Origin of the sequence: Labrys miyagiensis (assembly GCF_030160835.1) — a bacterium.
GTDB lineage: Bacteria > Pseudomonadota > Alphaproteobacteria > Rhizobiales > Labraceae > Labrys > Labrys miyagiensis.
Map to the genome: position 1 here is coordinate 13,513 of NZ_BSPC01000066.1, position 18,259 is coordinate 31,771.

The following is an 18,259-nucleotide window of genomic DNA, read 5'->3' on the forward strand; positions in this document are numbered from 1 at the left end:
CCGTTTCCTCAGGCACCCCAGGACAATGCCAAAGCGCCTTTTATTCATTACCGCTTAGTAAATGCAAGTTGGAGCTGTAAGTCAAGCATCAAGGGCGGCGAAAGATCTGTCAGGGATTTTGAGTATTCACGGTATTTTGTCGGCTCCCGCCGAAATTTCTGCTTGTGCCCGGCTGCGGCGCATGCTTGGCCATGCCTGCATTGACGCATGCCCCCCGGTATTGTCTGATCTTTGAGGGCGTGCTCGTCGCCTTGAGAACAGGGTGGGACGCCGCATGCAGTTCGACTTCAGCCGTCACGCCGTCCTCGTCAGCGGCGGCACTAGCGGCATCGGGGCGGCGATCGCCGAAGCCTTCGCCGAGGCCGGCGCCGAGGTGGTGGCCGCCGGCCTGCCGGGCGAGGCCGCGGCGGGACTCAGAACCGTCGACCTCGATGTCCGGGATGCGGCGGCCGTGACGGCCCTGGCGGCGAGCCTCCAGCGGCTCGACATCCTCGTGAATGCTGCGGGTGTGATTCGCCGCGGCGCCGAGCACGATCCGGCGGTGTTCGAGGATGTCGTCGACATCAACCTCAACGGCACCATGCGCCTGTGTGCGGCCTGCCGTCCGTTGCTTGCCGCTTCCGGCGCCGGATCCGTCGTCAACCTAGCCTCGATGCTGTCCTTCTTCGGCGGCGGCCTGGTGCCGGCCTACAGCGCCAGCAAGGGCGGCATCGCGCAATTGACCAAGTCGCTCGCCATCGCCTGGGCCGGGGAGGGCATCCGCGTCAATGCCATCGCGCCGGGCTGGATCGAGACGCCGCTGACCCGGGCGCTGGTGGAGGATCCCGTCCGCAGCGGCCCTATCGTGGCGCGCACGCCGCTGGGCCGCTGGGGCAAGCTCGCCGACCTTACCGGCCCGGTGATGTTCCTGTGTTCCCCTGCCGCCGCCTTCGTGACGGGGGTGATCCTGCCCGTCGACGGCGGCTATCTGATCGGATGATGTCATGAACGAGATCGACCGCAAGCTCGACCAGAGCAAGATGCCCTACCAGTTGCCGATGCCGGGGGAGGCCGCGCCGGAGATCGTGGTGCCGCAGGTGCTGCCGGAGGACGAGCGCGTCTGGGTGCCGCAGATGGAGAATGTCTGGTTCCGCCCACTCTGCCTGCATGTGGGGCAGGGCTATTGGGTCAACCTGCTGCGCGTGCGCAAGTCTGGCGTGCTGTCGCGCCACCGCCATCCGGCACCCGTGCATGGCCACGTGCTGCGCGGGCGCTGGCACTATCTCGAACATGACTGGGTGGCCGAGACCGGCTCCTATGTCTTCGAGCCGCCGGGCGAGACGCACACGCTGGTGGTGCCCGACGATTGCCCGGAGATGATCACCCTGTTCCACATCACCGGCGCCATGATCTATGTCGATCCCTGGGGCAAGGTGACGGGCTTCGAGGATGTGTTCTCGAAGATCGACATGTGCCGCGCCCATTACACCGCCAACGGGCTGGGCGCGGATTACGTCGACCAGTTCATCCGCCGCTGACTTACTGCGGCTTGGGCGGGGCGGGTTTCTGCGGCGCCGGGGCCGCCGGATGCGGAGCCGGCGCGACCGGTGTCTCGGTCGGGTGCGCGGCACGCGGCATCATGGCGAGGAGAGCCGCCTCGATCGACTTCTCCTTATGCTTCAGGCAGTAGCCGCGGATATGCGTGCGCAGCACGGAAGGGTCCGTGAGCTCGGTCAGGCGGGCATTGTTGACATGCTCGGGATTGGCCCTGGCATAGCCCTCCAGGAAGCCGCCCGCCCAGGCAATGATCTGGCTGTCCAGCACGTCGCGATGCCGCACGGCGAAAGCGCAGCGCATGTCGCCATAGTCGACAGGCTTGTTCGCTGGGACATGAAGGGGCTTTGCCGCCGGTTTCGTTGTCTCGGGTTTGGGCGCCTCGGGCTTGGCCGCCTCAGGCTTGGCTTCCGCCGCCGGAGGGACTACCGGCGCTGGCTTCTCGGTGGCGAGAGCCGGCATGCACAGCATGCTGCCCATTAGGAATGCTGCCACCATCAAGCGCATGATTACCTCCACTGCGGCGTTCGGATCACTGCTAGCGATATAGCAGGAGCGCGGAACAGCGACAGGGCCAATCCGCAAAATATCCGGGACATCGTAGGCGAATAAAAAAGGCGCCTGCAAGGCGGGCGCGCAGCCGCGGCATGCCGAAAGAAAAAGTTGCACAGGGCAACGTCCGGTGCCCGATCGAGAAACGTCGAGCGCCTCCCTTTCAAATAGAGCGCTTCGTCATTCCGGCTGGAGCGTATCCTCACAAGCTCTTGCTTGTGAGTGGGAAAGCCGGAATCCATGAACGCAACCATCAAAGGATCGGGTTCATGGATTCCGGGTCTCCACTCACAAGCGAAGCTCGTGAGGATACACTCACCCGGAATGACGGCGCGGGCCATTCGTATGGGACAAAGCTCTAAAACTTGTCCGGCTTCACGGCCAGGAAGGCGAGCATGCCGCAGCCGATGCACAGCCCCGTGACGAGCGCCGGCAAATCTGGGACACCGGCCATCACGAAGGCAATGCCCGCGAAAGCCGCCAGCGGCACCACATGATTGAAGTCCCGCGCGAGCGCTTCGCCCATCACAGCGAGAAAATCGGCGACTTCTCGCAATCTGGGATGCGACGTTGCCATGAAGAGGGAACACCAGGAGGCCCTGCGAGTTCCCTGAGCAGGCAGCCTCTCCACCATCCTTACTCAGGAGACGAATCCATGGCGGCTGATTTCGACTATGATCCTGAAGAACTGGTCAGCTTCGAAGGGCATGACATTTCCCTGCGAACAGCGGTGCACCGCTATCTTGAAGCCAGGGTTCACCCCGACCCGCTTGTCGACCTGGTGGCTTTGCGGGATCCCGGCAAGGAGCCCCAGATATTGGAAGAAGAGCACTTCGAAGCGCTGCTCAAGGAGCCGGCGTTCAGCGAAGGTGGGCCCTCTGGAAACTGAGATCGCGAGGCCACCGGGAACGTCTGCCAGCCCTCTCTTGGGGCCTGCACCTGTCCGTCTGTAGAGAGCGGTCTCGACCCGAGGAAATTGGCTGGGGCGGGAGGGTTCGAACCTCCGAATGGCGGAATCAAAATCCGCTGCCTTACCACTTGGCTACGCCCCAATCGGTGCGGGTCAATAGCTGGTTCCCCCGGAGGCTGCAAGGCGGCTGCCTAAGAATCCGCCTTTAAAATCATCCGCGAAAAAGCGCATATCCTGCTTGCGGCTCGCTGGCGATACCGCTATAGAGCCGCCCACGACTGGAATACGGAGTGTGGCTCAGCCTGGTAGAGCACTACGTTCGGGACGTAGGGGTCGCAGGTTCAAATCCTGCCACTCCGACCAGTTGTCTCCCGAGAAGCTTAATCATATCAATATATTACGCGCGTCTTTCCGTGGCGATGCATGAGGCTATTCAAGCTTGAGCGTGGGCCATCTGACGGAAATTGAGCTCATCGGCCGTTCCGAGACGCTCATAGGGTCTCACATCCCAAGAGTGCAACGATTGTGCTTGCCGTCAACGTACATCAGGCCTTATTGCTGCGCAACGCGCGGGGTGGGTTAGCCAGGTCGATAGTCTGAAGCTTTTAAAATAAATCGGACCTCCCTTATGAAGAAACGTAGTGCGACAAGGGCGTTTAAGCGAACAGTTCGTCGCTCGATTTTTGCACTAATTTACGCTCTTCCAGCGCTTATATTGAGCCTTACAAGATATCGTTTTGTCGTCATTACGATTCCCGAGAGAATTGGGCATCTTGCTATTGAACTGGATTGGTTTCTCAAGCAGCGTGCGCTGGGCCAATTCGCGGCGATCAAGCCTATTGTTCTGCTGCCTTATTCTGAGGCTGCCAATCCTGCATTACTGCGCCTTTGGGGAAACTACCTCACCCTGATTTCGAATCCGATCGCAACGACCGTCCTGAAGCCGCTGGTTTACTTCGAATCATTGCGCATCGACCTTTTATCCGTGGCCTGTACCCTCGACGAAGCGGCGCAATATCAGGATGTCGTCAAGGCCTGGGGGGATCGTCCCCCTCTCTTCAAGTTGCCGGACAGTTTGAACGAAAAAGGCCGAAAGGCCCTCGAAGAGCTTGGTATGCCGCCTGGTGCGTGGTTCGTATGTATTCATGCTCGCGATGGTGTGTATTCACCCAGAGACGAGCATCTGCATGTTTATCGCAATAGCGACATAGCCAAGTGCCTTGCCGCCGTTGATGAGATTATTGCTCGCGGCGGATGGTGTGTCCGAATGGGAGAGCGTGGTACGGCCTCGCTGCCTGACAGACCTGGATTGATCAACTATCCCGATACGCATCTGAAAAGCGACTGGATGGATTTGTATCTGGCTTCACAAGCACGCTTCTTTCTGGGTAACACCTCTGGTCTGTGCCTTATTGCGACGATATCGGGAGTTCCCTGCGCGCTCGCCAACATGGCGCCTTATGGCGCCTGCTACGGTATGGGATCGAAGGACATTTCGATACCCAAGCGATTGACGCGATTGAACGGTTCAGCTCCCAAGTTCGCCGAAATCTTCGCCTCTAACGTAGCCTCTTTCCGTTTTGCCGAGCAATACGCCGAGGCTGGGTGGGGGATTGAAGAGAATACTGAGGAGCAGATACGTGACCTTGTGCTTGAAATGCTGGACAGGCTCGATGGCGTTTTCCAGGAAACATCGGATGCCGAGCGTTTGCAGCAGGCCTTTCGCGGACTCTTAACGCCGCGACATTACACTTACGGCGCCCCGTCTCGTATCGGCGAAGCGTTTTTGAGCCAGCACGCAGCCGAACTTGGCATGCCTGAAGCACCACGAACGATTATGTCAATTGGCTCACCCAACCGTGAGATTGAGACTTCAAACGAGATGATAATTACGGCTTCCGGCAAGGGGATAGGTTCGCAATGAATGACGGAACAGGACGCTCCCACGCCGTTTCCTTCTTCGAAGACGCCGTCGCAATCAGTCAATCATTGAGCTACGCCTCGATTGAGAAGCTGGCTGGCGAGCTTGATCTCTTGCGTTCGCGCAAGGGCCGGCTCTTTTTCATCGGTGTGGGCGGCAGCGCTGGCAATTGCAGCCATGCCGTGAACGATTTTCGCAAATTGTGCGGCATTGAGGCCTACGCTGCGGCTGACAACGTCTCTGAATTGACTGCCCGCGCCAACGACGAGGGTTGGAACACGATTTTTTCGGGCTGGCTGGAGGTCAGCCATTTATCGGAAAACGACGCTATCTTCGTCTTATCGGTCGGCGGCGGGGATGTTGCCCGCAACGTCAGTGTGAATATCGTCGAGGCGGTCGATCTGGCTAAAAGACGTGGGGCCAAGGTTTTCGGCATAGTTGGAAACGCTCGGGGGCATACGGCCGCAAACGGTGACGTGGTTATTGTTGTGCCGGCTGTAAACCCGCAGCTCGTTACGCCGCTTTCTGAGGCGTTCCAAGCGATGGTATGGCACTGCCTCGTCTCCCATCCGATATTACAAATACGGAAGACCAAGTGGTGAAGCAAAGCATGGCTTCTGCGGGAAAGCCTGCGATCTTCCTCGATCGAGACGGCGTACTGGTGATCCCGACTTTTCGCGACGGCCGCAGTTTTGCCCCCACATCACTGGAAAACTTCGTGATCTATCCGGAGGCGCGCGCTTGCCTTGATCGCCTTAAGGGAGCTGGATTCTTATTGGTCGTCGTCACGAACCAGCCCGATGTCGGCAACGGTGTCGTGGAGCGTGCTGTCGTCGATGAAATGCACCGGCGCTTGCGCGTTGCGCTTCCCCTGGACAGCGTAAAGGTTTGCTTTCACCGCCAGGACGAGAATTGCGCCTGCCGTAAGCCGAAGCCCTATCTTCTGTTGGAAGCGGCGCGTGAGATGAATATCGAGCTATCGGCCAGCGTGATCATCGGTGATCGCGTGTCGGACATCGAGGCGGGTCGATCTGCGGGTTGCCGTACAATTCACATCGATTGGGGCTACACGGCCGAGCCGGCTCCGAAAGACGTTGACATTGTCGCAACAAGCCTTACCGAGGCCACCGATCGCCTCCTGACGCCCCAACGGGAAATGGCAACAAGATGAACGCGGAGTCTGGCCTCAAACTTAAGCTGTTTGCCGATGGCGCCAATCTTGCTGAGATGAGGGCCATGTACAAGAACCCCGCGATCGCGGGCTTCACCACCAATCCGACATTGATGCGCAAAGCGGGAATTACCGACTACGCGGCGTTCGCCCGCGAGGTTGTAGCTGCTATTCCGGATCGTCCAGTGTCCTTCGAAGTTTTTGCCGATGACCTCGACGGCATGGAAGCACAGGCCCGTATCATCGCGGCCTGGGGGCCGCACGTAAACGTCAAGATTCCGGTGACAAACACGCAAGGTGTTTTCACCGGGCCCATTATCCATCGTCTTTCCAGTGACGGGATTGTCCTCAACATCACCGCGATCATGACGGTGGAGCAGGTCGCTCAAGTTGCCGAGGCATTGGCGGTCCAAACTCCGAGTATTGTTTCGGTGTTTGCCGGGCGGGTTGCCGATACCGGGATCGATCCCATCCCCCATATGAAAGCTTGCCGCGCCGCTCTCCATGGTAGGCCCAAAGCTGAATTGCTCTGGGCGAGCCCCCGGGAGCTTCTCAACATTTTCCACGCTGAAGAGGCCGGCTGCGACATCATTACGGCGACATCGGACATTCTTGCTAAACTAGCGCTAGTCGGCAAGAATTTGGATGATTATTCACTCGAAACTGTGCAGATGTTCCATCGCGACGCCGCTGCTTCCGGTTTCGAGATTTCGACGGCGGCAATCGCCGAACAGCCTGCCCATCAATCCGACCCAGCGTAGATATGAGGAAGAATATCCATGGCAAGACAATTCGATCGCGTCTTCCTGACAGGTGGGGCCGGCTATTGCGGCAGCCGCCTTGTGCCGCAACTTCTGGCCTCCGGATACAAGGTCACCGTCTACGACATCATGTATTTCGGCCATGAGTTCTTGCCAAAGGATGATCCCAACCTGACCATTCTCCAGGGCGACATTCGTGACACCGCGAAGCTGGCGGCGGCGGTTGCCGGGCATGATGCTTTTGTGAGCCTCGCTTGTATTTCTAACGATGCGAGCTTTGAACTCGACGAGCGGCTCTCGACCTCGGTCAACCTGGATGCGTTCGAACCGATGGTCCTTGCTGCGAAGAACGCGGGCGTCCGCCGTTTCATCTACGCGTCCTCGTCCTCGGTCTATGGCGTGTCCGATCAGCCCGACGTGACCGAGGACCATCCGCTGGTTCCATTGACCCTGTACAACAAATACAAGGGTATGTGCGAACCGTTGCTGAACAAGCATATCGACGACAACTTCGTCGGCGTCACGTTTCGCCCCGCCACCGTCTGCGGTTACGCACCGCGCCAGCGGCTCGATTTGTCGGTCAACATCCTCACCAACCACGCGGTGAACAAGAACAAGATCACTGTGTTCGGTGGCTCCCAGTTGCGGCCTAATCTGCATATCCAGGACTATGTGGACGCGGTCGAAATGTTCCTCGAAGCGCCCGCGGAAAAGATCCAGGGCGATATCTTCAATGTCGGCTACCAGAATCTGTCCCTGATGCAGATCGCCAACTTGGTGAAAAAGGTGGTGCTGGAGGAATATCCCGAGCGCGGCGATCTCGAGATCGTCACAACGCCCAGCGACGATATCCGCTCCTACCACATCAATTCCGGCAAGGTCAGCCGGGTGCTCGGCTTTACGCCGCGCTACACGGTGGAAGACGCGGTTCGCGAACTGTGCCAGGCCTTCCGCCGCGGTGCGCTGCCCGACAGCTTTGGTGACGACGCCTATTTCAACGTGAAGCGGCTTCAGCGGTTGAAAGCGGCATGAGCGACAAGCCTATTGCCGTCGTCACAGGCGGCGCCGGGTTCATCGGCAGCCATATGGTCGACCTCCTGCTGGAGCGAGGCTATGGCGTGCGGGTGATCGATGACCTGTCCGGCGGTCACGCGGCCAATCTCGCCCATCACGCGGGTAACCCAGATCTTTCGAGCCATCGGATCGACATCCGTTCGCTGGAGCCCGGCAACACCTTGTTCGAGGGCGCCCGCCACGTCTTCCATTTCGCGGGCATCGGCGACATCGTGCCGTCGATCGAGCGGCCGCTCGACTATATGGACATCAACGTCCAGGGCACCGTGCGTGTGCTGGAATGCGCGCGGGCGGCCAAGGTCGGCAAGCTGGTCTACGCCGCCTCGTCGTCGTGCTACGGGCTGGCGGCAACGCCAACGCGGGAAGATCATCCCATCGATCCGCAATATCCCTACGCCCTGTCGAAGTATCAGGGCGAGCAGGCCGTGTTTCATTGGCACAGGGTCTATGGCCTGCCGGTCAACAGCGTCTGCATCTTCAACGCCTATGGCACGCGCGTGCGCACCACGGGGGCTTATGGCGCCGTATTCGGGGTGTTCTTCCGTCAGAAGCTCGCTGGCAAGCCCTATACGGTCGTCGGCGACGGCACGCAGTCACGGGATTTCATCTATGTAACGGATGTTGCTACTGCCTTTCTAGCGGCCGCCGAGACGGAGGTCGTGGGCGAACGCTTCAATATCGGGGCCGGCAATCCCAAATCGATCAATCATCTCGTCAGCCTGCTCGGCGGCGATGTGGTCCATGTCCCCAAGCGTCCCGGCGAGCCCGATTGCACCTATGCCGACATCACCAAGATCACCACGATGCTCGGATGGCATCCTGAGGTTGCCTTTGAGCAGGGTGTGCCTCGCATGATGCAGCAGATCCACTTGTGGAAGGATGCACCCCTTTGGGATCCGGAATCGATCGCCGGCGCAACCAAGACCTGGTTTGAGTATCTCGGCCCGAGGGCCACGGGGGAGGCCTGATGTCAGAGTCCCTGAGCGACCGTTATGCCCACAAGATCAAGACGCCCGAACAACTGCGGGATATCCTGGGACCAATGCCGCGTACCAAGCGCGCCATCATGTGCCACGGTGTGTTCGATGTGGTGCACCCCGGACATCTGCGCCATCTGATCTATGCGAAGGGCAAGGCAGACATCCTGATTGCGAGCGTTACGGCTGACCGACATATCACCAAGGGGCTGCATCGGCCCCATGTGCCGCAGGATCTGCGGGCCCTCAATCTGGCCGCCTTCGAATTGATCGATTTCGTCGTCATCGATCCCAATGCGACGCCGATCGAAAATATCCGTATCATCCAACCGGATTTCCTGGCCAAGGGCTACGAATATACGGCCAATGGGCTGCCCCCGAAGACCGCGGAAGAGGCCGAAGTGCTGCGCTCCTATGGCGGCGACATCATCTTCACGCCCGGCGATATCGTTTATTCCTCCTCCAAACTGATCAATCTCAAGGCGCCCGATCTGAAGCTTGAAAAACTGCAGATCTTCATGGAGCGCCAGGGAACCACGTTCGACGATCTGAGGCGCACGCTCGACGCGCTTGCGGGGCACCGCCTGCATGTGGTGGGCGACACCATCGTGGACACCTACACCCATTGCACCATGATCGGCGGCCAGACCAAGACGCCGACCATGTCCGTCCTGTTCGAAAGCAAGACGGACTATGTCGGCGGTGCGGGCATCGTGGCCAAGCACTGCCAGGCGGCCGGGGCGCATGTCACCTTTTCCACCGTGCTGGGCAATGATTCCTATCGTGATTTCGTCATAGATGACCTGCGGAGGGCTGGCATCGATGTGAAGGCGACGATCGACAAGGGACGGCCGACGGTGAACAAGAATGCCGTGGTCGTCGGCGGCTATCGATTGTTGAAGATCGATACGATCGACAACAGTTCCATTTCCGACGGCATTCTCGCTACCATGACGAACACGGTGCGAAACACCGCGGCCGATGGCGTGATCTATGCCGATTTTCGCCACGGCATCTTCAATCGCCGCACCATTCCCTCCTTCATCGACGCCATTCCGGAAGGCGCATACCGGGTCGCCGACAGCCAGGTTGCCAGCCGCTGGGGCAACATCACCGAGTTCAAGGGCTTCGACCTGATCACCCCCAACGAGCGCGAGGCCCGGTTTGCGCTGGCGGACCAGGACTCGGGCATTCGTCCGCTTGCCTCGCAGCTTTATGACCAGGCCCAGTGCAAGCTGCTGATCCTGAAGCTGGGCGAGCGCGGGGTCCTGACCTGCAACAGCACCGATCATGAGTCGTTGGACAGCTTTTTCGTGATCGACAGTTTCGTCGAGGATCTCGTCGATCCCGTCGGAGCAGGCGACGCGCTTCTGGCCTATTCGACACTGGCCATGCTGGCCAGCAAGGACGGGACGCAGGCGGCGATCCTGGGCAGCATGGCGGCCGGTTGCGAATGCGAATTCGACGGCAATGTTCCCATCACCCCCGATCACGTCCATGCACGCCTGGATGCCGTCGAAAAACAGATGAACTATGCGTCATGAGGTCAATCGTCGTCGGCCTGGGCGTGCAGGGACATAAGCGGCGGCGTTTTGCCGACGACGACTATGTCGCCAGCGTCGACCCCTTCAACTCCTCGGCCGATTTTCGCACCATAGGGGAGGTCCCGCTCGACAGCTTCGATGCGGCCTTGTGCTGCGTTCCCGACGAACCGAAATTCGAGCTGCTGGCGTACCTGCTTGCCAACGGCAAGCATGTCCTGGTGGAAAAGCCACTCTGGACCGGTAGCAGTGATCAGATAGCTCAATTGCAGGCCTTGGCCCGACGCTCGGGCGCCGTGTGCTACACGGCCTATAATCATCGTTTCGAGCCGCATTTCCTGCGGATGCGCGACCTTATCGCCTCGGGGGTGCTTGGACGGATCTATTCTTGCCGGATGTTCTATGGCAACGGCACGGCACAATTGGTGCGGGAATCGCAATGGCGCGACGAGGGCGCGGGTGTATTGCCGGACCTGGGTTCGCATCTGCTCGATACCTGCCGTTTCTGGTTCGGCGAAATCGACGATCATTTCGAGGTCGTTTCGGTCAATCGCTTCGAAAATCGAGCGCCGGACCACGTTGTGATCGGCAGTGGGAGAGAGCCGTGCCGGATCGAACTCGAGATGACCCTGCTATCCTGGCGAAATCACTTCACATGCGACGTTTTCGCAGAGAACGGCAGCGCCCATATCGAATCCCTGTGCAAATGGGGCCCGTCGACTTTCACCTACCGCAAGCGCATTCGTCCCAGCGGCCGGCCGCCTGAAGAAGCCACCACCCTGGTACAGGAGGATCCGACCTGGGCGGCCGAATATGCCTATTTCAAGCAGCTCTGCGAGGCGAGGTCACCCGCCGATCTTTCCAACGATATCTGGCTGCAGGAAAGTCTAGGCAGGCTAGGCCGTGCCGCGATCACAATAGCCGGCAAGGAGAATGAGCTCCGATGAAGGCCTCCGTTTCGGCGCAGGGCAGGCCCGTCGTGGGCTTTGCCGGCATGACGCATTTGGGCATCGTCTCGGCGGCTTCCGTCGCCGATAAAGGGTTCCGGACCGTCTGTTATTCCTCCGATGCGGAGCTGACAGGGCGGCTCACCAAAGGGCAGCTTCCGGTGATCGAGCCGGGGCTCGACGACCTCGTATCGGGGAATGCCGAGCGGCTGGTCTTCTCGAGCGACCTCGGCAGCCTTGCTGCCTGCGACCTGGTCTATATCGCGACCGATGTACCGACCGACGATACCGGCCGGAGCGACCTTGGTCCGATCAAGGCCCTGATAGAGAACGTGGTCGGCGCTCTGAAGCCGGATGCGCTGCTGGTGATCCTGTGTCAGGTCCCGCCGGGGTTCACCCGGGCTATCGACAGTGTGGCGCCTGGCCAACTTTACTACCAGGTCGAAACCCTGGTCTTTGGCCGCGCCGTGGCCCGTGCGATGCATCCCGAGCGCACTATCATCGGCTGCGCCGATCCTTCGGTGCCCCTCGACGCGCGTTTCAATGCGCTTCTCGCGGCATTCGGATGTCCGTTGCTTCCCATGCGCTACGAAAGCGCGGAACTGGCCAAGATCGCCATCAATTGTTGCCTGGTTTCCTCGATCAGCGTCGCCAATACCCTTTCGGAACTGTGCGAGGCGATCGGCGCGGACTGGTCCGAGATCGTGCCGGCGCTCAAACTGGATGCGCGCATCGGTAAGCAGGCCTATCTGGCACCGGGTCTCGGGATCGCGGGCGGCAATCTGGAGCGCGACCTCGCCACCGTGATACAGCTCTCTGAAAGGCATGGGACCAACAGCGACGTCGTACGGGCCTGGCTCACCAACAGCCGGCATCGGCGAGATTGGGCAGCCGCCGAGATTCGCAGGGTGCTGCTGTCGAGGAAGCTCGGGGCGACAGTTGCCGTGTGGGGACTTGCGTACAAGGAAAATACCCACTCGACCAAGAATTCCCCCTCTTTGGCGACCCTCTCCCGGCTTCCCGATACCCGCTTCGTGGTTCACGATCCCGTCGTTCCGGCGAGCGCAGCGGCCCATCCGCATGCGACCGGCGTCGACGACCCGCTTCAAGCGCTGGCGGGCGCCGATGCCCTGATGATCCTGACGCCCTGGCCGCAGTATCGCGTGATATCGCCGACGGATATCGCCAACGCCCTGGGCGGCCGCATCGTGCTGGATCCCTATGGCGTGCTCGATCGGCGCGAAGCCCGGGTGGCGGGCCTCGATTATTATTCGCTTGGGCTGCCACACGAGCCGATTGCCGGGAGCAACTGATGCTGCACCATCTTCATTCCGTGCCGGTTCGACCCGAACGCGTCGTCGTCATTGGGGCGGGGGGCTTTGTTGGCGGCGCGGTCAAACAGGCGGCGGAAGCAGCCGGCATCGAGGTGCTTGGACTTGCAAGGTCCGATGTCGACCTTTCTGCTCCCGATGCGGGGCGGAAACTCGCAGGATCGCTGCGGGCAGGCGATGCGGTTGTCGCAGCCACCGCCAAGGCGCCGTGCCGCAATCTCGATATGCTTATCGAGAATCTGGCGATCACACGCGCCATGATTGCCGCGCTCGATGCCGTGCCTGTGGCGCATGTCATCAATATCAGCTCGGACGCCGTTTATGGCGACGAACCGGTTCCGCTGACCGAGAATGCACCGACGGCCCCCGGCAGCTATCACGGCGCCATGCATCTGGCCCGCGAGATCGCTTTTCGCAGTGAGATCAAGGCGCCGCTGGCAATCCTGCGCCCAACGCTGGTTTACGGCGCGAGTGATCCACACAACGGCTACGGTCCCAACCGATTCCGCAGGCTCGCCAATGCAGGCGAGGATATCGTGCTCTTCGGAGCCGGCGAAGAACGACGCGACCACGTGCTGATCGAGGATGTCGCCGAGATCGTGCTGCGTGTACTCATGTATCGCTCCACCGGCACGCTCAATGTCGCAACGGGAGAGGTCCATTCGTTCCGGACGATCGCCGATCTTGCCATCGCCGCCGCTTCGTCCGCGAGCGTCATCAAGGAAACGCCGCGCAGCGGGCCGATGCCGCATAATGGCTATCGACCATTCGACATTGCCGGCACCCGCGCAGCCTTTCCCGGTTTCGAATATGTGAAGCTGCCGGCGGGCATTCGCCACGTTCAGGAGCAGACGGTAGGTCATGGCTGAAATCAATCTGTTGCGATCGCTGCCGCGTACCAAGCGCAACATCACCCAGCGCGGCGAAGCCAAGACCCCGGATGTCATTGCGGCCGCGCGCGAATATGGGGAACTTTATTTCGACGGGCCGCGTACCTACGGCTATGGCGGCTATCGATACGACGGGCGCTGGGTGCCGGTGGCTCGCGACATCATCGATCATTTCGACCTGAAACCCGGCATGCGCGTCCTCGACGTCGGCTGTGCGAAGGGCTTTCTGGTCAAGGATCTGATGCTCGCCTGTCCTGGCCTGGAGGCGTTCGGGCTCGATATTTCCCACTATGCGCTGACCCATTGCGAGAAGGAGGTGGTCGGCCGCCTTCATCTGGGTTCCGGCGATGCGCTTCCTTTCCCCGATGATAGCTTCGATTGCGTCATCAGCATCAATACGATCCACAATTTCGATCGCGCGGGTGCCGAAAGGGCACTGCGCGAGATCCAGCGTCTCTCCGGCGGCCGGGCCTTCGTGCAGGTTGACAGTTACCACACCCCGGAGCAGAAGGACCTCTTCGAGAGCTGGGTCCTGACCGCCCGCTTTCACGATTATCCGGCCGGTTGGATCGAGCTCTTTGCCGAGGCTGGCTATACCGGCGACTATTTTTGGACTGTCGTCGAGTGATTCCCCCAAGCACCGTCTTGTGCGCCCCTATGTGAGTGAACTTATGCCCGGTAAGAAATATGCCATTCTCGGCGGCGGCGGCAGCTTCGGCATCCACACCGCTCTTTATCTCCTTGACCACGCCAAGCCCGAAAAGGTCATCGGCATTGGCCGTAATCCGTTGCGCCAGCCGGCCTTTTCGCTCGATATCGACAAGCGCGAAGGCTACGAATATCACGCGCGCCACATCACCTACGAGCTGGACCTGCTTCTGGAGCTTCTCGATCGCGAGAAGCCCGAAATCATCGTGAATTTCGCGGCCCAAGGCGAAGGGGCCGTGTCCTGGAAGCATTCCTGGCGGTTCTTCGAGACAAACTCGATGGCGCTGGTCCGCCTCTCCGAAGAACTGATGAAACGTGACTGGCTGGAGCGCTTCATTCAGATCGGCACCTCGGAAATGTATGGCTCGGTCGACCGGGCCGTGACCGAGGAAGAACCGATCAAGCCTTCGAGCCCTTATGCCGCTTCGAAGGTCGCCTTCGACATGTATCTTCTGTCGGTGTCGCGCTTCCTCAAATTCCCGATGAACATTCTGCGCCCCTCCAATGCCTATTGCTCGGGCCAACTGCTGCATCGCGTCATTCCCAAGGCCATTCTGTCGGGACTGATCGGCGAGAAACTGCCCTTGCACGGCGGCGGCAAGGCAGAGAAATCCTATATCCACGCCCGCGATCTCGGCCGCGCCATTCACCTGACAGCGGAAGGCGCTCCGCTCGGCACGGTCTACAATGTCGGGCCGAAGGAGCCAACGTCGATCCGCCGTGTCGTCGAACTCTGCGCCGAAGCCATCGGCGTGCCTTTCGAGGATCTGTGCGAGGTCACGGGCGACAGGCTGGGTCAGGATTCCCGCTATTGGCTGGATTCCTCCGCCATCAAGCGCGATCTCGGCTGGGAACCCGAGATCGGCTGGCAGCAGGGCCTTGCCGAGGTGGTCGATTGGGTGCGGACCTATATCGATGAGCTCAGGCTTGCCCCACGCGACTACACTTTGCGCGGGTGAGTGATAGGCCATGATTTCCAACAGCCAGAATTGGCAAGCCGTCCGCGACAGATGCCGCGAATATCGCCGCCGCATTCTGGCGATTTCGCAGACGGTCCCCGCCTTGCACCTCGCGCCGGCGTTTTCCTGCCTCGAGATTGTGGACGCCATCTATAATCTGCTCATGCGGCGACAGGCCGACGGCAGCTTGGCTGACGGTTTTGTCATGTCGAAGGGGCACGGTGTCATGGCCCAGTATGTCGTGCTCGAGGATCTCGGGATCTTGCCGGCCTCGCTTCTCGACAGCTATTGCCAACCTCATGGGCATTTGGGCGCTCATCCCGATTACGGCCAGCCGGGCATCGAGGCATCCACCGGCTCACTCGGTCATGGTTTGGCGCTCGCGGCCGGCATGGCCTATGCCGACCGGCTTCAGGGTGCGGACCGGACGACCTATGTGGTGCTCGGTGATGGCGAGATGCAAGAAGGTTCAATCTGGGAGGCCATTATGATGGCGCCCAACCTGAGGCTCGGCAACCTCGTGGCATTCCTTGATTTCAACGACTACCAGGGACTCGGTCGGACGACGGAAACACATCCGCACTTCCTGCCGGTGTCCGAAAAGCTCACGAGTTTCGGTTGGGAAGCGGTCGATGTCGATGGGCATGACAGTGCCGAGATCGTAGAAGCCGTGCAAAACCGAAGGGGCGACAAACCGTTCTTTATCACATGCAGGACGATAAAAGGGCGGGGCGTCTCCTACATGATCGACGCTCCCATATGGCATTATCGTTCGCCCAATAAGGAAGAATACGCGCAGGCCCTTGCCGAACTTGCGGCCGACGGCGAGGCATCATGAGGAATAGGTTCGCGTCCACCTTTTATGAATTGGGCCAGCACGATCCGCGTCTGGTCGTCGTAGTTGCCGATATCTCGCCGGCGGGCTCGATTGCGAAGTTCCGCGAGGATTTCCCCGATCGCTTCATCAACACCGGCGTCGCGGAGCAGGTGATGATCGGTCTCTGTGCTGGCATGGCGCAACGAGGGCTTCGGCCTTTCGCCTATACGATCGCGACCTTCTCCGTCTTTCGACCCTATGAGATGATCCGCGACGATCTGTGTTACCAAGACCTGCCCGTGACGGTCGTCGGCATCGGCGGCGGAGTTTCCTATTCCACTCTTGGGGGCACCCATCACGCAATGGAAGACGTTGCGCTGATGACCTCTCTGCCGAATATGTCGGTGGTGGCCCCCTGCGACCCGGCCGAAACCGAAGCTGCCACGCGCTGGCTTGCGCTCAACAACCAGCACCCCGCCTATTTGCGTCTTGGTAAGGCCGGCGAACCGGATCTGACTAGCGAGGCCGCTGAAGCCTTTACCTTCGGGCGCATACGCCATCTGCGCAGAGGCCGGGGCACAGCCTTCCTCACCTATGGTCCGATCACCAAGACGGCACTTGCCTTGGCTGACGCCGAGGAGCGCAAGGCCGGGCAGCCGGCAACCGTCGTGAGCGTGCACACCCTCAAGCCACTGGATGCTGATGGTCTGTCCGCAGTGCTGGCAAGCCACGACCAGGTGGTGGTGATCGAAGAGCACGTGCCCCATGGTGGCTTGGGCTCACGCGTAAAGGAATTGGCCTGGGATATACGGGCGGGATGCGATCTGCAGCTCTTCTCGCTGAAGGATGAATTCATTCACCGCTATGGCAACCACGATGATGTGTTGGCGGCGCATGGCTTGTCATTTGCAGCGATTGCCGGTGAACTTGGCTTGCTCTAGGCCTCTATCTTGATGCGATTTCTATCAGTAAAGCCCATCATCAAGTGGCCCTCGATGCCGCTTTTGCCCAGCTCACCAGAAGGTCGGTCTGCCGATGTCGTCTTCCTGTGTTGTTTGCGCCGCGACTTCATTGCGCCGCCTCGATCGTTTTGCGCGGTTGCCGCGCGTTACGAGTGACTGCAAGCCATGGCCGGCGGGCGGTTCATTGGTGGTGTGCGAGCAATGCGGAACGATCCAGAAGGAGGCTGACGCCGTCTGGCTCGATGAGATCAAGCGTATCTACGACGCCTACCAGATCTATCATCTCTCGGAAGGTGCCGAGCAGGTCATCTTCTCGCCAGCCGGCCAGCCGGTCCCTCGTTCCCGCATGCTTGTGGACTTCGTGGTGGGGAAGCTGCCCCGGCGCGGACATGGACGTCTGATCGATATAGGCTGCGGCAACGGTTCGGCTCTGGCGAATTTCAGCGCATTGCTGCCAGGCTGGCGCTTCGACGGTAGCGAATTGTCGGACAGCGCACTGCCGCGCCTTCTGGCCATTCCGGGTTTTGAGACATTGCACACTGGCCCGATCGAAGGGCAATATGACGTCGTCAGTCTTATCCATTCGCTCGAACACATGCCCGCGCCACGAGAGGCACTTGTCGAAGCCGTCGGTCTGCTTGGAGCGGATGCAACACTGTTTGTTGAAATACCGGACATCGAAACTTCCCCGTTCGATCTGCTGGTTGCAGACCATCGCACGCACTTCACGCGAACGACGTTGCGGGCTCTGGCGGGACGTGCCTCGGTCGCAGTGGATTTTCTCGAGAATACTGTCATCGCCAAGGAAAACACCTTGCTTGGCCGACGGGGGACTCCGACCCTTTTTAATCCGGATCCGCTAGCCGGAGAGAGTATCGTTGAAAGAACGCTGGACTGGCTTGAGAGTGTACTCGACAGTGCCCGCCAGGCGTCCGAGCATTCAGGAGGTTTTGGCATCTTCGGGACATCGATCTCCGGAATGTGGCTCTATGGAGCCCTGCGAGATCGTGTCACCTTCTTCGTGGATGAGGATGAGACCCGCGTTGGGAAGACCTATGAAGGACGCCCGATCCTTGCTCCCGCGGAGATCCAGGCTGGCAGCAAAGTGTATGTGCCGCTTGCAAAATCAACGGCGCGTCGTGTGGCGGATCGTTTGCAAAAGACCGATGTGGTCTATGATATCCCGCCTGAGATGGCATCGTAGT

At 60.1% G+C, this 18,259-nt stretch carries 20 protein-coding genes and 2 tRNA genes; 19 read left to right on the forward strand and 3 right to left on the reverse strand.

Annotated elements, in window-relative coordinates; all coding sequences use genetic code 11:
* Positions 1-274 precede the first annotated feature (274 nt).
* Together QQL24_RS28290 and QQL24_RS28295 are read left to right on the forward strand one after the other, a co-directional pair.
* Positions 275-979, forward strand: a complete 705-nt coding sequence (locus QQL24_RS28290) for an SDR family NAD(P)-dependent oxidoreductase (RefSeq protein WP_284315654.1) — start codon at positions 275-277, stop codon at positions 977-979.
* A gap of 4 nt (positions 980-983) precedes the next feature.
* Positions 984-1,517, forward strand: a complete 534-nt coding sequence (locus tag QQL24_RS28295; protein ID WP_284315655.1) for a 2,4'-dihydroxyacetophenone dioxygenase family protein — start codon at positions 984-986, stop codon at positions 1,515-1,517.
* Position 1,518: 1 nt separating this feature from the next.
* Here QQL24_RS28295 and QQL24_RS28300 read toward each other — a convergent pair whose 3' ends face one another.
* Together QQL24_RS28300 and QQL24_RS28305 are read right to left on the reverse strand one after the other, a co-directional pair.
* Positions 1,519-2,040 carry a hypothetical protein gene (locus QQL24_RS28300; protein WP_284315656.1) on the reverse strand — a complete coding sequence of 174 codons (522 nt, stop codon included), beginning with the start codon at positions 2,038-2,040 and terminating at the stop codon, positions 1,519-1,521.
* Between the two features lie 403 nt (positions 2,041-2,443).
* Positions 2,444-2,662, reverse strand: a complete 219-nt coding sequence (locus QQL24_RS28305; protein WP_284315657.1) for a hypothetical protein — start codon at positions 2,660-2,662, stop codon at positions 2,444-2,446.
* A 78-nt stretch (positions 2,663-2,740) separates the two neighbouring features.
* Here QQL24_RS28305 and QQL24_RS28310 point away from each other — a divergent pair, with 78 nt between their 5' ends.
* Positions 2,741-2,974 (forward strand): hypothetical protein, encoded by a 234-nt coding sequence (locus QQL24_RS28310; RefSeq protein WP_284315658.1) that lies wholly within the window; start codon positions 2,741-2,743, stop codon positions 2,972-2,974.
* A gap of 88 nt (positions 2,975-3,062) precedes the next feature.
* On the opposite strand, the gene QQL24_RS28315 is transcribed toward QQL24_RS28310, so the two are convergent.
* Positions 3,063-3,137: transfer RNA gene (locus QQL24_RS28315), tRNA-Gln, on the reverse strand.
* 144 nt (positions 3,138-3,281) lie between these two features.
* Here QQL24_RS28315 and QQL24_RS28320 point away from each other — a divergent pair.
* From QQL24_RS28320 to QQL24_RS28395, 16 genes are all read left to right on the forward strand, one after another.
* Positions 3,282-3,358, forward strand: a tRNA-Pro gene (locus tag QQL24_RS28320).
* Between the two features lie 265 nt (positions 3,359-3,623).
* Complete coding sequence (locus QQL24_RS28325; protein WP_284315659.1) at positions 3,624-4,919, forward strand: TIGR04372 family glycosyltransferase; 1,296 nt, start codon at positions 3,624-3,626, stop codon at positions 4,917-4,919.
* Positions 4,916-5,518, forward strand: coding sequence for an SIS domain-containing protein (locus tag QQL24_RS28330; protein WP_284315660.1), 603 nt, complete (start codon positions 4,916-4,918; stop codon positions 5,516-5,518). Before QQL24_RS28325 ends, QQL24_RS28330 begins: the two co-directional genes overlap by 4 nt.
* Positions 5,512-6,087 carry a D-glycero-alpha-D-manno-heptose-1,7-bisphosphate 7-phosphatase gene (locus QQL24_RS28335; protein ID WP_284315661.1) on the forward strand — a complete coding sequence of 192 codons (576 nt, stop codon included), beginning with the start codon at positions 5,512-5,514 and terminating at the stop codon, positions 6,085-6,087. Before QQL24_RS28330 ends, QQL24_RS28335 begins: the two co-directional genes overlap by 7 nt.
* Entirely contained in the window at positions 6,084-6,848 is a 765-nt protein-coding gene (locus QQL24_RS28340; RefSeq protein WP_284315662.1) for a transaldolase, read from the forward strand. Before QQL24_RS28335 ends, QQL24_RS28340 begins: the two co-directional genes overlap by 4 nt.
* Before the next feature lie 18 nt (positions 6,849-6,866).
* Positions 6,867-7,880 carry an NAD-dependent epimerase/dehydratase family protein gene (locus QQL24_RS28345; protein ID WP_284315663.1) on the forward strand — a complete coding sequence of 338 codons (1,014 nt, stop codon included), beginning with the start codon at positions 6,867-6,869 and terminating at the stop codon, positions 7,878-7,880.
* Entirely contained in the window at positions 7,877-8,890 is a 1,014-nt protein-coding gene (locus QQL24_RS28350; protein WP_284315664.1) for an NAD-dependent epimerase/dehydratase family protein, read from the forward strand. The genes QQL24_RS28345 and QQL24_RS28350 overlap by 4 nt, the downstream gene beginning before the upstream one ends.
* Entirely contained in the window at positions 8,890-10,443 is a 1,554-nt protein-coding gene (locus QQL24_RS28355; RefSeq protein ID WP_284315665.1) for a PfkB family carbohydrate kinase, read from the forward strand. The genes QQL24_RS28350 and QQL24_RS28355 overlap by 1 nt, the downstream gene beginning before the upstream one ends.
* Positions 10,440-11,387: a Gfo/Idh/MocA family protein gene (locus QQL24_RS28360; RefSeq protein WP_284315666.1), complete on the forward strand. Its 948-nt coding sequence runs from the start codon at positions 10,440-10,442 to the stop codon at positions 11,385-11,387. The genes QQL24_RS28355 and QQL24_RS28360 overlap by 4 nt, the downstream gene beginning before the upstream one ends.
* Positions 11,384-12,700: a nucleotide sugar dehydrogenase gene (locus QQL24_RS28365; RefSeq protein WP_284315667.1), complete on the forward strand. Its 1,317-nt coding sequence runs from the start codon at positions 11,384-11,386 to the stop codon at positions 12,698-12,700. The genes QQL24_RS28360 and QQL24_RS28365 overlap by 4 nt, the downstream gene beginning before the upstream one ends.
* Positions 12,700-13,587: an NAD-dependent epimerase/dehydratase family protein gene (locus QQL24_RS28370; protein ID WP_284315668.1), complete on the forward strand. Its 888-nt coding sequence runs from the start codon at positions 12,700-12,702 to the stop codon at positions 13,585-13,587. Before QQL24_RS28365 ends, QQL24_RS28370 begins: the two co-directional genes overlap by 1 nt.
* Positions 13,580-14,236: a class I SAM-dependent methyltransferase gene (locus QQL24_RS28375; protein WP_284315669.1), complete on the forward strand. Its 657-nt coding sequence runs from the start codon at positions 13,580-13,582 to the stop codon at positions 14,234-14,236. Before QQL24_RS28370 ends, QQL24_RS28375 begins: the two co-directional genes overlap by 8 nt.
* Before the next feature lie 43 nt (positions 14,237-14,279).
* A complete protein-coding gene (locus QQL24_RS28380; protein ID WP_284315670.1) occupies positions 14,280-15,275 on the forward strand; it encodes a GDP-mannose 4,6-dehydratase in 996 nt (331 codons plus the stop codon).
* A 10-nt stretch (positions 15,276-15,285) separates the two neighbouring features.
* Complete coding sequence (locus QQL24_RS28385; RefSeq protein ID WP_284315671.1) at positions 15,286-16,113, forward strand: transketolase; 828 nt, start codon at positions 15,286-15,288, stop codon at positions 16,111-16,113.
* Entirely contained in the window at positions 16,110-17,033 is a 924-nt protein-coding gene (locus tag QQL24_RS28390; protein WP_284315672.1) for a transketolase family protein, read from the forward strand. Before QQL24_RS28385 ends, QQL24_RS28390 begins: the two co-directional genes overlap by 4 nt.
* A 130-nt stretch (positions 17,034-17,163) precedes the next feature.
* Positions 17,164-18,258, forward strand: coding sequence for a class I SAM-dependent methyltransferase (locus QQL24_RS28395; RefSeq protein WP_284315673.1), 1,095 nt, complete (start codon positions 17,164-17,166; stop codon positions 18,256-18,258).
* Position 18,259: the final 1 nt, after the last annotated feature.

What these genes read in the sequence shown, in the direction of transcription:
- QQL24_RS28290 (WP_284315654.1), top strand. Translation starts at nt 275, where the DNA reads ATGCAGTTCGACTTCAGCCGTCACGCCGTCCTCGTCAGCGGCGGCACT.
- QQL24_RS28295 (WP_284315655.1), top strand. Translation starts at nt 984, where the DNA reads ATGAACGAGATCGACCGCAAGCTCGACCAGAGCAAGATGCCCTACCAG.
- QQL24_RS28300 (WP_284315656.1), bottom strand. Translation starts at nt 2,040, where the DNA reads ATGCGCTTGATGGTGGCAGCATTCCTAATGGGCAGCATGCTGTGCATG.
- QQL24_RS28305 (WP_284315657.1), bottom strand. Translation starts at nt 2,662, where the DNA reads ATGGCAACGTCGCATCCCAGATTGCGAGAAGTCGCCGATTTTCTCGCT.
- QQL24_RS28310 (WP_284315658.1), top strand. Translation starts at nt 2,741, where the DNA reads ATGGCGGCTGATTTCGACTATGATCCTGAAGAACTGGTCAGCTTCGAA.
- QQL24_RS28325 (WP_284315659.1), top strand. Translation starts at nt 3,624, where the DNA reads ATGAAGAAACGTAGTGCGACAAGGGCGTTTAAGCGAACAGTTCGTCGC.
- QQL24_RS28330 (WP_284315660.1), top strand. Translation starts at nt 4,916, where the DNA reads ATGAATGACGGAACAGGACGCTCCCACGCCGTTTCCTTCTTCGAAGAC.
- QQL24_RS28340 (WP_284315662.1), top strand. Translation starts at nt 6,084, where the DNA reads ATGAACGCGGAGTCTGGCCTCAAACTTAAGCTGTTTGCCGATGGCGCC.
- QQL24_RS28345 (WP_284315663.1), top strand. Translation starts at nt 6,867, where the DNA reads ATGGCAAGACAATTCGATCGCGTCTTCCTGACAGGTGGGGCCGGCTAT.
- QQL24_RS28350 (WP_284315664.1), top strand. Translation starts at nt 7,877, where the DNA reads ATGAGCGACAAGCCTATTGCCGTCGTCACAGGCGGCGCCGGGTTCATC.
- QQL24_RS28355 (WP_284315665.1), top strand. Translation starts at nt 8,890, where the DNA reads ATGTCAGAGTCCCTGAGCGACCGTTATGCCCACAAGATCAAGACGCCC.
- QQL24_RS28360 (WP_284315666.1), top strand. Translation starts at nt 10,440, where the DNA reads ATGAGGTCAATCGTCGTCGGCCTGGGCGTGCAGGGACATAAGCGGCGG.
- QQL24_RS28365 (WP_284315667.1), top strand. Translation starts at nt 11,384, where the DNA reads ATGAAGGCCTCCGTTTCGGCGCAGGGCAGGCCCGTCGTGGGCTTTGCC.
- QQL24_RS28370 (WP_284315668.1), top strand. Translation starts at nt 12,700, where the DNA reads ATGCTGCACCATCTTCATTCCGTGCCGGTTCGACCCGAACGCGTCGTC.
- QQL24_RS28375 (WP_284315669.1), top strand. Translation starts at nt 13,580, where the DNA reads ATGGCTGAAATCAATCTGTTGCGATCGCTGCCGCGTACCAAGCGCAAC.
- QQL24_RS28380 (WP_284315670.1), top strand. Translation starts at nt 14,280, where the DNA reads ATGCCCGGTAAGAAATATGCCATTCTCGGCGGCGGCGGCAGCTTCGGC.
- QQL24_RS28385 (WP_284315671.1), top strand. Translation starts at nt 15,286, where the DNA reads ATGATTTCCAACAGCCAGAATTGGCAAGCCGTCCGCGACAGATGCCGC.
- QQL24_RS28390 (WP_284315672.1), top strand. Translation starts at nt 16,110, where the DNA reads ATGAGGAATAGGTTCGCGTCCACCTTTTATGAATTGGGCCAGCACGAT.